The organism is Cupriavidus sp. IK-TO18 (genome assembly GCF_015549295.1).
Lineage (GTDB): Bacteria > Pseudomonadota > Gammaproteobacteria > Burkholderiales > Burkholderiaceae > Cupriavidus > Cupriavidus oxalaticus_A.
The window spans coordinates 71,182-86,085 of sequence record NZ_JADGMP010000029.1; the positions used below are offsets into that span (position 1 = coordinate 71,182).

Below are 14,904 nucleotides of genomic sequence, written 5' to 3' on the forward strand. Positions count from 1 at the left end.
GCGTCAGGTACCAGAACCCTTCCACCGCCGGCTCGCCTCCGGGAAAGGACGGCCCGCCCAACCTCGGGCGGGCCGTCCATGACCACGCGCTGTCGACGGGATCGAGCCAGGCTAGACGTTCAGGCACATCGCCGGCAGATCGCCATACAACGCCATCAACGCACTGGCAACGCCGTTGGTCCAGCCGAACCCGTCCTGCAGCGGATACTCGCCGCCTCCGCCACCCCTGGCACGCTCGCCGGTGGCCTCGATCCGGTATTTCTCCACCAGCTTGCATTCCCGGGCATAGACACCGGCGATCGTGGCGAGCCAGCGCTGCGCGATGTCGCGCGCCAAGCCTTCATGGCCGTAGCGCGTCAGTCCGCGCACCGCGAGCCATTGCAATGGCGCCCAGCCGTTGGGATGGTCCCACTGCTGGCCGGAGGTGAGTTCGGTGGTGGCCAGTCCTCCTGAATCCATCAGGCGTGCAGCCACAGCACTGGCAACGCCGCCGGCTTCTTCCGTCCGTGCAAGGCCGAGGTATAGCGGCATCATCGTCGCCGCTGTCAGGCATGGTCGCGGCGATCCGCAGCACCAGTCGTAGTCGACGAAGATGCCGGCTGCGTCGTCCCACATGTATTGGCGGATGGCGGCTTCGCGCCGGCGCGCGGCGGCAAGGAAGCGGTCGGCATCGGCATCGCCGGCCTGGTCGCACAATTCGGCCAGGCGCGTTTCTAGGTGCCACAACAACGCGTTGAGGTCGACCGGCAGGACCGCTGTAGTGCGAATAGTGGCGAGATCGGCGGGTTGCCCCGCAAGCGGCAGCTCGAGCCAGCGGGAGCTGAAATCCCAGCCCGATTCGGCGGCGGCGCGCAGGTCGCGAAACACCAGGTGGTGCGGCCGGCCGCTGCGCTCGGCGGTCTGCACGTCTTCCAGGAAAGCTTCCTCGCGCGGGCAAGGCCGGTCGTCCCAGTAGCGGTTAAGCACGGCGCCGTCGGGCAGGCACAGCGCGCGCCGGTGCGCGCAGCCCGGACGCAGGGCCTGGGCACCGTCCATCCAGAAGTCGTACTCGCGCCGAAGCTGCGGCACGAAGTCGCGCGCGCTGGCGACCTGTTCGCGCTCGAGCAGGTCGACCATCAGCGCGAATACGGGCGGCTGCGAGCGGCTCAGATAATAGTTGCGCGTACCGTTTGGCACCAGCCCGTAGGTGTCGATCAGGTAGGCGAAATTGCGCGCCATTTCCAGCAGCAGGTCGCCGCGCCCGCTTGCCGACAGCCCCACCATGGTGAAATAGGAATCCCAGTAGTACAGCTCGCCGAAGCGCCCGCCAGGCACCACGTAGCGATGCGGCAGCGGCAGCAGCGACGACAGCGGCGGATGCGCGCCCGGCTCGCGCGTCAGCACCGGCCACAGGCCGTCGATATGTTCGCGCAGCGTATTGGCGGGATCGGAGACATAGTGGCTGTCCGGCACGATCGCGCGGGTGAAGTGGGCCTGCACGAAGTCGGCCAGGCAGAAGCCAGGCTCGACGCGTGTCTGGCGATAGCGCGCGACGATCCACTCGGGGTCGCAGCCGGGAATGCAATCAGGAAAGGTCTTGCTGTCGGCGAACAGGCCGCTGTGCTGGACATCGACGAACAGTTCGCCGTAGCGCACCGCCGGCGACAGCGTGTCGGCCTGCGGACAGCTCGCCAGGGCATGTGGCTGCGGGCATTCGCGATGCGCGGCCAGCGGCGGATGAGCCACCGCGTGGACCTTGGCCGGCGCGGCGACGGCGCCGGAGACCGCCCCGGCGCCATCGGGCGTGGCCGGGTCAGTGCGCGGCACCGTGTAGGCGCCCGCGCTTGCGGCGCGGCGGTCGTCATTGTTGTGCATAGGTCCAGTGCAGGCTGCCGGTCACTGACGTATTCATGACGGCCGAAGCCTTGGCGCCTTCTCGCGTTGATGCCGGCATCCTGTACGCCGCCGGCGCATGATGGCAGGAGCGGCCAGGCGCAGCGAAGTTCGCCCGTCAAGGTGTGGATTCAGTGTAGTGCGGCGAGGTCGGCAACTGCGTCTTCCGGTGCCTGCACGACATGGCACGGCAGACAGATCCGCACCGCGAGGCCATGCGGTGCAGCATTGTGCGCGGTGACGGCACCGCCATGCGCGGCGATCGCCGCCTGCGCGATGCTCAACCCCAGTCCCGCGCCGCCGGATGCCCGGCGCCGCTGCGTACGCGGAAAAAGGGCTCGAACAGGCTCGGCAGTGCATCGTCAGGCACGCCGCGGCCGCCGTTGAACCACTCCACCGCGGCGGTCAGCGCCATGCCGATGCCGACAATGGCAGCCACGCCCAGCCAGAACGTCAGAAAATTGCGCCAGAACAGCGGCAGCGGGAACAGCGCACGCACGCGGCGCCACGGAGTCATGGCGACTGCACCAGCATGTAGCCGCGGCCGCGCAGGTTGCGGATCAGCAGCGGCGGGGCCGTGCCCTCGATCGCCAGCTTGCGCCTCAGTGCGCTGATATGGGTGTCGATGCTGCGGTCGAAGCGCTCGGGCGCGCGGCCCAGCGCAAACTGGCCAATCTCTGCGCGCTCGACCACGCGGCCCGCGGAGCGCAGCAGGATTTCGAGCACGCGCTGTTCTGCTCCGGTCAGCATCGCCTGGATGTTGCCGTGCATGGCAACGCCCGTAGCCAGATTCAGACGCAGCGTGCCGGCCTGCAGCCAGGTGTCCTGCTCCGGCTGCGCAGCCTCCACGCCCGTGCGGAAACGGCGCAGCACGGCGTGGATGCGCGCCTTCAGCTCGCGCGGGCTGAATGGCTTGCTTAGGTAGTCGTCGGCGCCGAGCTCCAGGCCCAGCACGCGGTCGGTTTCATCGCCATGCGCGGTGAACATGATCACCGGCCGCTGCGAGCGGCTGCGGTGCTGCCTGAGCAGGTCCAGCCCGTTGCCGTCCGGCAGCATCAGGTCGAGCAGCGCCACATCATGGTCGTTGCGCGCGAGCAGGACTTCGCCCTGCTCGCGGGTGTGCGCCAGCGTGACCGTGCAGTGATCGGGTTCGAGGTATTCGCGCAGCATCTGCGCAAGCTCGATGTCGTCGTCGATCAGCAGCACGCGCGCGGCGCCCATGTTGAAGCACATCTGTATCCAGCCTTCCCGGTGACGGCGTTTGATGCTGCCGCGCGCCCGGGTTCCGTCAAGAAACGTCAAGAAAACAAAACCTATCCAAAGTGGCTGGTAAGCACTTTGTATCGCGAATTCTAATATGAGAATGATTGTTATTTACATTGTACGGGGAAAATAATGAAGGACAGGCAAGCCATGGGGCACACCGTGGCGGCAAACACGCCGGCAGGTACGTCGGCAGGTTCGACGGCAATGAGCGCAGGATCGTGGGGCCGGATCGTGGCGGCGCTTTGCGCGGCTTCCGGCATGACGGGAATGACAGGAGCCTGGGCGCAGTCAGGCCAGCCGGACGCCGAAGCGAAGAACCTGCCCACGGTGGTGGTCACCGCCGCCGGCAGCGCGCAGGACATCCGCGACGCACCCGCGTCGATCAGCGTGGTCACGCGCGATGAGCTTGAAAACAAGGCCTATCGCGACCTCAACGACGCGCTCGTGGAAGTGCCCGGCGTCATCATCAGCGGCGGCGGCGACACCACCGACATCAGCCTGCGCGGCATGGGTCCCAAGTACACCCAGATCCTGATCGACGGCAAGCGCCAGAGCTCGCGCGAGACGCGCACCAACTCCGACTCGTCCGGGGTTGAAAGCAGCTGGACGCCACCGCTGTCGGCGATCGAACGCGTCGAGGTGGTGCGCGGGCCGATGTCGTCGCTGTATGGCTCGGATGCCATGGGCGGCGTAGTCAACATCATCACGCGCAAGGTACCCAGGACATGGACCGGCGAACTGCGCGGCGACGCCACGCTGCAGCAGAACAGCGACTCCGGCGACATCTACCAGGGCAATTTCTACCTCGCCGGCCCGCTCAAGAACGACCTGCTCGGCCTGCAACTGTACGGCCAGAGCTACCATCGCCAGGAAGACGATATTGACAACGGCTTTCGCGGCCGCCGCGCCGAGAGCCTGACCGCCAAGCTGGCGCTCACGCCCACGCGCGACCACGACATCGTGCTGGAAGCCACCACCATGCGCCAGCTGCGCAACGAGACCGTCGGCAAGACCGTGCCGCCGGTCGCGCCCGGCGCCAGCTGTCCGCGCACCGGCTGCCCGACCTCGTCCGAGGCCGACTACCGCAGCGAGAAGTTCGCGCTGTCGCATACCGGCCGCTGGGGCTTCGGCGTCTCCAACAGCTATATCCAGCAGGAGGAGTTCGACAACCGCAGCCGCCAGATGAAGATCAGGAACCTGGACCTGCGCACCAGCTGGGCCATGCCGCTGGGCAACCACATGCTGTCGGTCGGCGCCGAGTACCTGAGCCAGCGCCTGCACGACCAGACCGGCAACCAGATCGCCAACGGCCCGGAAAAGGTTGACCGCTACCAGTGGGCGCTTTTCGCCGAGGACGAATGGCGCCTGTCGCAAAGCTTCGCGCTGACCGGCGGCGCGCGCATGGACTATGACGAGAACTTCGGCCAGCACTACAGCCCGCGCCTGTACGGCGTGTGGCAGCCGGCCGAGCGCTGGACCGTCAAGGGCGGCGTTTCCACCGGCTTCCGCGCGCCGGACCTGCGCCAGACCGTGGCCGGCTGGGGCCAGACCAGCCGCGGCGGCAATATGTATGGCAATCCGGACCTGAAGCCCGAGACCATGCTGTCGCAGGAACTCGGCCTGCTGTATGACCAGGGCAATGGCCTGCAGGCCGGCGTGACACTGTTCAACAATGACTTCAAGGACAAGATCACGCGCGTCGCCTGCCCGAACACGCAGTGCACCGATGGCGCGAACCGGTTCGGCGCCAACCCGACCACGTACATGAACGTGGACAGCGCCTACTCGCGCGGCGTGGAAGCCAGCCTGCGCTGGCCGATCGCGCGCACCTTGTCGCTGACCGGCAGCTACACGTACACCAAGTCGGAACAGAAGAGCGGACAGTACGCCGGCCAGCCGCTGAACCAGCTGCCGATGCACCTGTTCGTCGCCACGCTGAACTGGCGCCCGACCGGGAAGCTCAACGGCTGGGCGCGCGTCAACTATCGCGGCAAGGAAAGCCAGCCGATCACCGGGCCGTCGTCCAGCACCGTGGTGGCGCCGTCGTACACGTTCGTCGACCTTGGGGCGACTTACGCGGTGACCAAGCACGTGTCGGTGTTCGCCGGCATCTACAACCTTTTCGACAAGCAGGTGAACTACACCGATTACGGCTATGTCGAGGATGGCCGGCGCTACTGGATGAGCGTATCGGTCAAGTTCTGATCTTTCGGCTTGTCAACGGCCCGGTGGTCCTGGTTGCAGGATCCCGGGCGTTGCTGTGCATTCAACCAGGGACTCTGATGAACCGATTCCAACCGGGCAGGCGCCGCCTGCTCGCCGCCGGTGCCGCGGCCCTGCTCGCCCCCGCCTTGCCTGCGCTGGCAATGACGGTGAAGCATGCTAAAGGCACCACTGAAGTACCCGACCATCCCGCGCGCATTGCCGTCTTCGACAGGCCACGCTCGACACGCTGCGTGTGCTGCAGGTCCCGGTCGCCGGCGTGCCCGAAGGCCAGTTCCCCGGCAAGCTCACGATGTACCAGGATGCGCGCTACGCCCGGCTGGGCCCGGTGAGTGAGCCCGACCTGGCGGCGATCCGCGCCCTGGCCCCGCAGCTGATCGTGGTCGGTGGCCGCTCCGCCGCCAGGTACGACGCGCTGGCGCAGCTGGCACCGACGCTCGACCTGTCGCCGGGCCGCGACGACCTCGTCGGCAGCGTCCCAGCACATGCAGAACTGCTGGCCCGCCTGACCCGAGGCCGGCTCCCAACGCCGGTCCTCCAACTGCCCTCACACCTCCTTCTCCCCATGCCTGACCGGCAACGCCGGCGCCGCCTCCTGCCTCCCCAGCTGCATGAAGATCCACGCCGACGCACAAGTGATCAGCCCCATGCAGACAAAGGTGGTATGAAACGCCGGCAACACCGCAGCCGTGTCCCCGCCAAACCGATTCTGGAACGTCGCCAGCAACGCGCCCGCCGACGTCACCGCCAGGCTCATCGACAGCATCTGCACCATCGACAGCATGCTGTTGCCGCTGCTGGCGCCGGCGCCGCTCAGGTCCTTGAGCGTCACGGTATTCATCGCCGTGAACTGGATCGAATTGACCATGCCGAACACGGCCAGCAAGGGGATCAGCAGCCATAGCGGCAGTTGCGGCGTGATCAGCGCGAAGGCGGCCATCACCAGGCCGACCACGAAAGTATTGGAGACCAGCACGCGGCGATAGCCGTGGCGCTGGATCAGCCGCGTGGCGAGCCGCTTGGAGGCCATGCCGGCGGCGGTGACGGGCAGCATCATCAGGCCTGCGTCGAAAGGGGAATAGCCCAGGCTGACCTGAAGCGTCAGGGGGATCAGGAACGGCATCGAGCCATTGCCGATGCGGGCGAACAGGTTGCCCAGCAGGCCGACGCTGAAGCTGTGGATGCGGAACAGGCGCAGCGGGAACAGCGGCTGCTTGCGGCGGTTGGCATGCAGGCCGTAGGCGGTCAGCGCGGCCATGCTGGCGATCAGCAGCAACAGCACGGTGGCGTGCTGGAAGCCGAGGCCGGCCAGGCCGTCGAGGGAAAATGACAGCGCCAGCATGGCGATGGCCAGCAGCAGGTAGCCAGCGATGTCGAAGCGGCCGATGCCGGACAGCTTTGCGTTCGGCATATACCGGATCGTGGCGATCGCGCCGAGCAGGCCGACGGGCACGTTGATCAGGAAGATCCAGTGCCACGACAGCGCCTGCGTCAGCCAGCCGCCCAGCGTGGGTCCGATCAGCGGACCGATCATGCCCGGGATGGCAACGAAGCTCAGCGCCTGCAGGTACTGTTCGCGCGGGAAGGTGCGCAGCACCGAGAGCCGTCCGACCGGCAGCAGCATGGCGCCCCCCACGCCCTGTACCACGCGTGCGCCGACCAGGAAGTTGAGCGTGGGCGCGTACGCGCACAGCAGCGAGCCGGCCACGAACAGGCCGATCGCGGTCTGGAAGATGGTGCGCGTGCCGAAGCGGTCGGCGAGCCAGCCCGAGGCCGGGATGATCACCGCCATGGTCAGCGAGTAGGCGATCACCACGGACTGCATCCGCAGCGGGCTCTCGCCGAGGCTGCGCGCCATCGACGGCAAGGCGGTGTTGACGATGGTCGAGTCCAGCGTCTGCATGAAGAAGCCGACCGCCACGACCCACAGCATGATGCGGCGGGTACGGTCGTCCGGCGACGGCACGACGGGAAGGTCTGGCATGGGCGCGGTCATTACGCAAACTCCGGTCTGGCGCGCGCTGCCGCCGGCAATGACTGGTTGGGCATGCAGGCGGACGCAGCCAAAGCCAACACCTTAAAGGGCAATGGCGCAACAGGCAATCAACAGGCAATCAACAGGCAGTCAGCGAAACCGGTGCACGACCGCCCGACGCGTGCCGAGCCTACAAGGCCGCGCGCAGCCCGATGAAGAAGCGCCGGCCCGGTGCCGGCTCGAAGTAACGCCCGTTGGCCTCGTTGACGATCACCGAGCCGATATAGCGCCGGTCGGTCACGTTGTCGATGCGGCCGAACAGGTAGGCGCGAGTCGGGCCGATGCGGAACTCATAGCCCGCGCGCAGGTTGAAGACCGCGTAGCCGGGCGCGGCCTGCGTGTTGAGATCGTCGGCATAGACGCGGCTGTCGACGCGCATCTCGGCGCCGAGCGTGAGCGGCGCCAGCGGCCGCCAGGCCACCTCTGCGCTGAGGCTGTGGCGCGCGGTGCCGGGCAGCCGGTTGCCCGCGGCCACGGTCTGGCCCTGCGCGTTGACGAAGGCATCGCCGAAATAGGCATCGAGCCAGGTATAGGCCAGCCCGGCCTCGACGCGGCTGCCGCCGCCCTGCCCCGGCGTGCCGACCTGCCCCAGGAAGCCGCCGCGCCAGCCCAGCTCGAAGCCGCGCCGGCGCACGCCGTTGACGTTCTGGTAGACGGTGCGGCCCGCGTTGTTCGATTGCGGCACCACTTCGTCGTGGCTGTCGGCATCGAACAGCGCGGCCTCCAGCCGCTGCCCGTCAGCCTGCCACTTGATGCCGATCTCGCCCTGGCGGCTGGTCGAGGCGCGCAGGCCAAGGTTGCTGCCGACCCCGCCGGGGCCATAGGCGATCTCGGTCAGCGTCGGCGTCTCGAAACCGCGCCCGAGGTTGGCGTAGACGTTCAGGGTATCGAGCGCATGCCACACCAGTCCCAGCACCGGGCTGACGTTGCTGTAGGTGGCGGTGCCGCTGTCGTCCGGGCTGGCCGCGGTGATGAACTGGTCGTCGATGCCGAGCCGCACGCGGCTGGCACGCACGCCGCCGACCACCTGCCAGGCGGGGTGGAAGGTCCAGTCGACCTGCGCGAAGGCGCCCAGGTCGGTCGCGGTATTGGTCTCGTCGCGCCGCAGCGCGCCCTGGCTGCCATCCTGGTTGACATAGCCGTTGCGGCCGTCGCGCATGCCGTTGGCTTCCACCCCGGCAGTCCACCGCAGCGGCAGGCTGTTGGCGGTAGTGCGCCGGCTCCAGGACAGCGCACCGCCGCCAAAGATGCGATCCAGGTCGACGATGCCGCCAGACGACGTCGGCGCGGCGCCGCTGAAGCCGAGCCGCTGGTACAGGTTGCGGGTGCCGCCGTAGAGACGCCCGGAGAGGCTGTCGAGGTCGGTCAGCTGGTGCTCCGCCACCACGCCCGCCTGCGCCTGCTCGACGTTCTTGCCGGTGTCAAACTGGGTCGCCGCCGGCACCGCCTGGCGCGGGTTGGCATCGGCCTGCGCGCGCGTCAGCCCGAGCGGATCCTGCGCCAGCGGCTGGTTGAAGTAGTTGAACTGGCCGGTCACGCGCGTGCCGCTGGCCGGCTGCGCCACCACGCGTGCATTGAGCTGGTAGCGGCGCGCCGCCGAATGGTCGCGGTAGCCGTCGGTCTGGTAGGTCCAGGCATCGAGCGAGCCGCCCAGGCGCTCGTTGCCGCCGGCCAGCGCCACCCCGGCCTGCCACTGGCCGTCCGAGCCGAAGCCGGTCGACGCGCGCGCGGTAAAGCCGTCCTTGGGCGGGTCGGGCGTAAACACCTGCACCACGCCGCCCGAGGCATTGCCGTACATCTGCGCAAACGGGCCGCGCAGCACCTCGACCCGGCCGGCGTTGGGCAGGTCGGCGGTGGAGGCCTGGCCCTGCCCGTCCGGCATGGTCGCGGGGATGCCGTCGACATAGAGCCGAACGCCGCGCACGCCGAATGTGGAACGCGTGCCGAAGCCGCGCACCGCCAGTTGCAGGTCCTGCGAATAGTTCTGCCGGTCGCGCACGGCCACGCCCGGCACACCCGCCAGCACTTCGGACAGATTGACCAGCGGCGTGGCGCTGCGCAGCGGATCGACCGGCACGCTGTCTACCGCGGCGGGCGCGTCGAAGCGGCGCTGCTCGCTGCGGGTGGCGGTGACCACGATGTCGGAGAGGGTTTCGCCGGTGGCGGCGGCCACCGCGCTGTCCGGCGCATCTGCGGCGCGCACGCCGGCGCATGTGAGCAGCAAGGCTGCTAGCGCCAATGCCCTGGGCACCAGCACGCGGAGGCAGGGACGGCGCTGATGCAAGACCGACGAAGGCTGCGTGCCGCCTGGTCTCATGATGGTCGGGGGCGTGGGCCACAAGTGGTGGTGCCGCAACTTTATCGCGTCCCGGGGCGCTTTTCCATGGCCGCCGCTGCGGGGAAAACCCGGGATAGCGCTGCGTGGACGATCGTCCAGCGCGGCACGATCGAAACTTCAAAATATTTCAATAATTTGTTTAATGAATGGCCTCACGCAGGGGTAACCGCGTGCCTAAACTCTCTTCACCGGCCGACACAACGCGCGATACTAAAAGGCAGACACGCCACAGCGCAGCGCAGCAAACGGTCATTCAGATTTTTAAAATCAAGGGACTAGACACCATGCATACCCAACCTACCCGCGTCGCCATCGTCTACCACAGCGGCTACGGCCACACCGCCAAGCAGGCCCAGGCCGTCGCCCGCGGCGCCGGCAGCGTGGCGGGTGCCGAAAGCCTGCTGATTCCGGTGGAAGACATCGACCAGCACTGGGACACGCTGGAGCAGGTCGACGCCATCATCTTCGGTGCGCCGACCTACATGGGCAGCGCCTCGGCGCAGTTCAAGGGCTTCATGGACGCCACCTCGCGCAACGTCTTCGCCAAGGGCGGCAAGTGGGCCAACAAGGTCGCGGCCGGCTTCACCAACGCCGCCTCGCGTTCGGGCGACAAGCTGGCAACGCTGCAGCAGATCGCCATTTTCGCGGCACAGCACGGCATGCACTGGGTCAACCTGGGCCTGCCCCCGGGCCACAACAACTCCAAGTCGACCGAGGACTCGCTGAACCGCCATGGCTTCTTCCTCGGCGCCGCCGCGCAGTCCAACGCCGATGAAAGCGCCGACGTGGTGCCGCCGCTGGCGGACCTGCGCACCGCCGAGCACCTCGGTGCGCGCGTCGCTGAAGTGGCGCAACAACTGGTGGCAGGCCGGCGCGCGCTGGCGGAACTGAAGCAGGCCGCCTGACCCCTCACCACGCCTCGCGCGTGAACTGCCTGCCGGCCCTTCGGGGCCGGTTTGCGTTTTGGGAGACGTGCGTTGCACCGCAGCGGGAATGCCCCGCCCGGAAATATGGCTTTGCGCGCGCGCAAGCGCTGCCCCAGCCAGCCAGGCGCCGGTTATGTCGGTTGACAGCCGTCAACCTAGACGCAGAACACATGACTCCGGCAGCTCATGACCACTATATGTAGTGCTAACCTGTGCGTCACACACTACATAAAGGGGTAAACATGCGCGACGCACAGCAAGCCGGCACGCTGCCGCCGGCCCAGCCCGGCGGCCAGGTCGACGTGGCCAGCGCCATGGAGGAATACCTGGCCCAGCGCGACTGGCGCGTGCGCGCCAACGCCAACCAGGGCTATAGCCTGGGCGGACTGATCCTCAACGTCGCCGGCAAGGTCACGGCCAACTACTGGCTGTCGCAAATCTTCAGCCCTGAATCCGGGCAGGCGCACCGCGACGGCGACCTGCATATCCATGACCTCGACATGCTGTCCGGCTACTGCGCCGGCTGGTCGCTGCGCCAGTTGCTGGCGGAAGGCTTCAACGGCGTGCCGGGCAAGGTCGAGGCCAACCCGCCCAGGCATATGTCGGCCGCCGTCGGCCAGATCGTCAACTTCCTCGGCACGCTGCAGAACGAGTGGGCCGGCGCGCAGGCATTTTCCAGCTTCGATACCTACATGGCGCCGTTCGTGCGGCACGACCGCATGGACTACCGCGCGGTACGCCAGGCGATGCAGGAGCTTGTATTCAACCTGAACGTGCCAAGCCGCTGGGGCACGCAGACGCCGTTCACCAACCTCACCTTCGACTGGACCTGCCCGCAGGACCTGGCCGGCCAGGTGCCGTATATCGCCGGCGAGGAAATGCCGTTCACCTACGGCGACCTGCAGCCGGAGATGGACATGATCAACCGCGCCTACATCGAGGTGATGATGCAGGGCGATGCGCGCGGGCGCGCCTTCACTTTCCCGATCCCCACCTACAACATCACGCCGGACTTCGACTGGGACCATGCCAATGCCGAGCCGCTGTTCGAGATGACGGCGCGCTACGGGCTGCCCTACTTCCAGAATTTCATCAATTCCGACCTGGAGCCGCACATGGTCCGCTCCATGTGCTGCCGCCTGCAGCTGGACCTGCGCGAACTGCTCAAGCGCGGCAACGGCCTGTTCGGCTCGGCCGAGCAGACCGGCTCGGTCGGCGTGGTCACCGTCAACTGCGCGCGCCTGGGCTACCTGCACGCGGGCGACGAGGCCGGGCTGACGGCAGCACTGGACCGCCTGCTGGCGCTGGGCCGAGACGTGCTCGAAGACAAGCGCCGCGTGGTGCAGCACTACATCGACGCGGGGCTGTATCCCTATACGCGCCGCTACCTCGGCACGCTGCGCAACCACTTCAGCACGCTCGGCGTCAACGGCATCAACGAAATGATCCGGAATTTCTCCGGCGACGCCGACGACATCACGACGCCGGGCGGGCATGCCATGGCATTGCGGCTGCTCGATCATGTGCGCGCGCGCATCGGCGAGTTCCAGGAGGCGACCGGCCACCTTTACAACCTGGAGGCAACGCCGGCCGAAGGCACCACCTACCGCTTTGCGCGTGAAGACCGCAAGCGCTGGCCCGACATCCTGCAGGCCGGCACCGCCGAGCAGCCCTACTACACCAATTCCAGCCAGTTGCCGGCCGGCTATACCGACGATCCGTTCACCGCGCTGTCGATGCAGGAGGCGCTGCAAGGCAAGTACACCGGCGGCACCGTGCTGCACCTGTACATGAACGAAGCCCTGTCCGGCGCACAGGCCTGCAAGGCGCTGGTCCGGCGCGCGCTGTCGCGCTTCCGCGTGCCGTACCTCACCGTCACGCCCACGTTCTCGATCTGCCCGAAGCACGGCTACCTGAGCGGGCGCCACGAGTTCTGTCCCCGGTGCGATGCCGAGTTGCTGGCACGCGCCCCAGCCGCGGCGAGCGCGCCGCAAACCCAACCTGAAGAGGAGCTCTCATGAATACCGAATCGCGCCAGCCAGCCACGCCGGCCCTCGATCCCGCCCTGCGTACCCGCTGCGAGGTCTGGACCCGGGTGATGGGCTATCACCGGCCCGTGACGTCCTTCAACACCGGCAAGCAGGGGGAGTTCAATGAGCGGCTTTTCTTCACCGAAAGCGCCTGTCGCTGACAGCCCCTGCCTCACGGCCATACCGGTGCCCGCGCCGGCGGCCACCGCGTCATTGCTGGGCGGGCCGGCGCTCGCCGGCCTGGTGCCATTCTCCAGCGTGGACTGGCCCGGCCAGCTGGCGGCGGTGCTGTTTATCGCCGGCTGCCCGTGGCGCTGCGGCTATTGCCACAACGCCCACCTGCAGCGGCGCCATGCGGCCTATGCCTGGCCTGCAGTGCTGGACTGGCTGAAGACCCGCGCCGGGCTGCTCGACGGCGTAGTGTTTTCCGGCGGCGAGCCGCTCAGCGAAGCGCGCCTGCCGGACCTGGCCGCGGCGGTGCGCGCGCTCGGTTTCAAGGTGGGGCTACATACCGCCGGCATCTACCCGCGCCGTCTCGCCGCACTGTTGCCACTGCTGGACTGGGTCGGGCTGGATATCAAGGCGGACGCCGCCGGCCACGATGCGCTGGTTGGACGGCCCGGCGGCCTGGCGCGCGTGCAGGCCAGCCTGGCGCTGCTGATCGGCGCCGGCGTCCCGTTCGAATGCCGGACAACGTGGGATCCCGCCTGCCTCAGCGAGCCGCGCTTGCTGGCGCTGGCACGCTCGCTGGCCGCGCATGGCGTGCGCCACTATGCCGTGCAGGCCTGCCGGACGGGCACGGTGGCGGTGCCTGGCGCATCGTTGAGCGCGCCGGGGCGCGCGGCGCTGGCGTCGTCGTTCGAGACGTTCTGCTACCGCGAAGGGTGAGCCGTGCCGCCCGGCGGTGCCTTTGGCCCCCGTCCGCAAAAAATTCCCTAAAGCCCCGCCTTCCGCCGTCGATAACAGTAGGTTGAGGCGTCAAGCGTGCGTGCCGGCGAACCGGCACCGGCGAGGCGCCATGACAGCCGACTTGGACAGCGGGGGAACGGAGGAGACATGCAGAACCTGGGAATACGGATGAAGCTCGGCGCGGCGTTCGGCGCCATGTGGTCACTGGCGGCGGTCGGCATCGCGATCGCACTGCCGCGCATGCAGGGCGCCGCCGACGGCAACGCGCGCAACCTGCTGGTGGCGCTTGGCGTGGCCGGATTGGGCGTGGCGGTGGCGGCCACCTGGGCCCTGGCGCGCAGCATCGAGGCGCCGCTGGCCGAAGCGGTCTACATCGCCGAGACAGTGGCCGCCGGCGACCTGAGCCAGGACTTCGAGACCGAGCGCGGCGGCGAATTCGGCCGGCTGCTGGGCGGGCTGGGCGAGATGGAAGACATGCTCACCGACCTGGTGACGCGCATCAAGGCCGCCACCGATTCCATCGGCGCGGCCTCGCACCAGATCGCCGCCGGCAATACCGACCTGTCGCAGCGCACCGAGGAACAGGCCGCCTCGCTGCAGCAGACCGCGGCCAGCATGGGCGAGCTGACGGCGATGGTGCGCCAGAACACCGAACGCGCACGCGCGGCCAACGGCCTCGCGGAAGCCGCATCCGGCATCGCCGAGCGCGGCGGCGAGGTGGTCGGCCACGTGGTCCAGACCATGTCGGCGATCAGCGCCAGTTCGCGCAAGGTCACCGACATCATCGAAGTGATCGAAGGCATTGCCTTCCAGACCAACATCCTCGCGCTAAACGCCGCGGTGGAAGCCGCGCGCGCCGGCGAGCAGGGCCGCGGCTTCGCCGTGGTGGCGGGCGAGGTGCGCACGCTGGCGCAACGCAGCGCCGCGGCGGCCAAGGAGATCAAGCAGCTGATCGACGCCTCGGTGCAGCAGGTGGACAGCGGCTCGGCGCTGGTCGGGCAGGCGGGCGAGACCATGCATGAAATCGTGCAGTCAGTCAGCCGCGTCACGGCGCTGCTGGGCGAGATCACCGTGGCGTCGGAACAGCAGAGCGCGGGGATCGCGCAGGTGAATGAAGCGGTGGCGCAGATGGACAGCGTGACGCAGCAGAACGCCGCACTGGTGGAGCAGGCGGCCAGTGCTTCGAGTGCGCTGGCGGGGCAGGCTACGGAGTTGCAGCAGGTGGTGGGGGAGTTCAAGCTGGAGGCTTGAGCGGGGCTGCGACAACGCATCCCTACCGATGGTTTGCTCCCCTCTCCCACTTCG

Annotated in this window: 11 protein-coding genes and 1 pseudogene; 6 read left to right on the top strand and 6 right to left on the bottom strand. The window is 68.0% G+C overall.

Features of this window, described 5'->3' with window-relative positions:
- Positions 1–111: 111 nt before the first annotated feature.
- From treF to IPF36_RS20815, 4 genes are all read right to left on the bottom strand, one after another.
- Positions 112–1,854 carry an alpha,alpha-trehalase TreF gene (gene treF, locus IPF36_RS20805; protein WP_135703128.1) on the bottom strand — a complete coding sequence of 581 codons (1,743 nt, stop codon included), beginning with the start codon at positions 1,852–1,854 and terminating at the stop codon, positions 112–114.
- Between the two features lie 149 nt (positions 1,855–2,003).
- On the bottom strand, positions 2,004–2,156 hold the full coding sequence (locus tag IPF36_RS34785) for a hypothetical protein (protein ID WP_255519877.1): 153 nt from the start codon (positions 2,154–2,156) through the stop codon (positions 2,004–2,006).
- Entirely contained in the window at positions 2,153–2,389 is a 237-nt protein-coding gene (locus IPF36_RS34790) for a hypothetical protein (protein WP_255519878.1), read from the bottom strand. Before IPF36_RS34790 ends, IPF36_RS34785 begins: the two co-directional genes overlap by 4 nt.
- On the bottom strand, positions 2,386–3,105 hold the full coding sequence (locus IPF36_RS20815) for a response regulator transcription factor (RefSeq protein ID WP_255519859.1): 720 nt from the start codon (positions 3,103–3,105) through the stop codon (positions 2,386–2,388). Before IPF36_RS20815 ends, IPF36_RS34790 begins: the two co-directional genes overlap by 4 nt.
- A 300-nt stretch (positions 3,106–3,405) precedes the next feature.
- Here IPF36_RS20815 and IPF36_RS20820 point away from each other — a divergent pair, with 300 nt between their 5' ends.
- The gene (locus IPF36_RS20820; protein ID WP_255519870.1) at positions 3,406–5,343 is read left to right on the top strand and encodes a ligand-gated channel protein; all 1,938 of its coding nucleotides are present in this window, start codon (positions 3,406–3,408) and stop codon (positions 5,341–5,343) included.
- A 565-nt stretch (positions 5,344–5,908) separates the two neighbouring features.
- Here the strand turns inward: IPF36_RS20820 and mdtD are convergent.
- Both mdtD and IPF36_RS20830 read right to left on the bottom strand, forming a co-directional pair.
- Entirely contained in the window at positions 5,909–7,345 is a 1,437-nt protein-coding gene (gene mdtD / locus IPF36_RS20825; protein WP_195429942.1) for a multidrug transporter subunit MdtD, read from the bottom strand.
- Between the two features lie 181 nt (positions 7,346–7,526).
- Positions 7,527–9,713, bottom strand: a complete 2,187-nt coding sequence (locus IPF36_RS20830; RefSeq protein ID WP_195429944.1) for a TonB-dependent receptor — start codon at positions 9,711–9,713, stop codon at positions 7,527–7,529.
- Positions 9,714–10,018: 305 nt separating this feature from the next.
- Between IPF36_RS20830 and IPF36_RS20835 the strand changes: the two genes are divergently transcribed.
- From IPF36_RS20835 to IPF36_RS20855, 5 genes and pseudogenes are all read left to right on the top strand, one after another.
- Positions 10,019–10,639, top strand: a complete 621-nt coding sequence (locus IPF36_RS20835; RefSeq protein WP_133095830.1) for a flavodoxin family protein — start codon at positions 10,019–10,021, stop codon at positions 10,637–10,639.
- Between the two features lie 317 nt (positions 10,640–10,956).
- Positions 10,957–12,681: pseudogene (locus tag IPF36_RS20840) on the top strand (ribonucleoside triphosphate reductase); the annotation flags it as partial.
- Positions 12,678–12,851, top strand: a complete 174-nt coding sequence (gene nrdD / locus IPF36_RS20845; RefSeq protein ID WP_135703134.1) for an anaerobic ribonucleoside-triphosphate reductase — start codon at positions 12,678–12,680, stop codon at positions 12,849–12,851. The pseudogene IPF36_RS20840 and the gene nrdD, both read left to right, overlap by 4 nt.
- 25 nt (positions 12,852–12,876) lie before the next feature.
- Positions 12,877–13,578 carry an anaerobic ribonucleoside-triphosphate reductase activating protein gene (locus IPF36_RS20850; RefSeq protein WP_240745834.1) on the top strand — a complete coding sequence of 234 codons (702 nt, stop codon included), beginning with the start codon at positions 12,877–12,879 and terminating at the stop codon, positions 13,576–13,578.
- A 168-nt stretch (positions 13,579–13,746) separates the two neighbouring features.
- Positions 13,747–14,850 carry a methyl-accepting chemotaxis protein gene (locus tag IPF36_RS20855; protein ID WP_195429946.1) on the top strand — a complete coding sequence of 368 codons (1,104 nt, stop codon included), beginning with the start codon at positions 13,747–13,749 and terminating at the stop codon, positions 14,848–14,850.
- Positions 14,851–14,904: the final 54 nt, after the last annotated feature.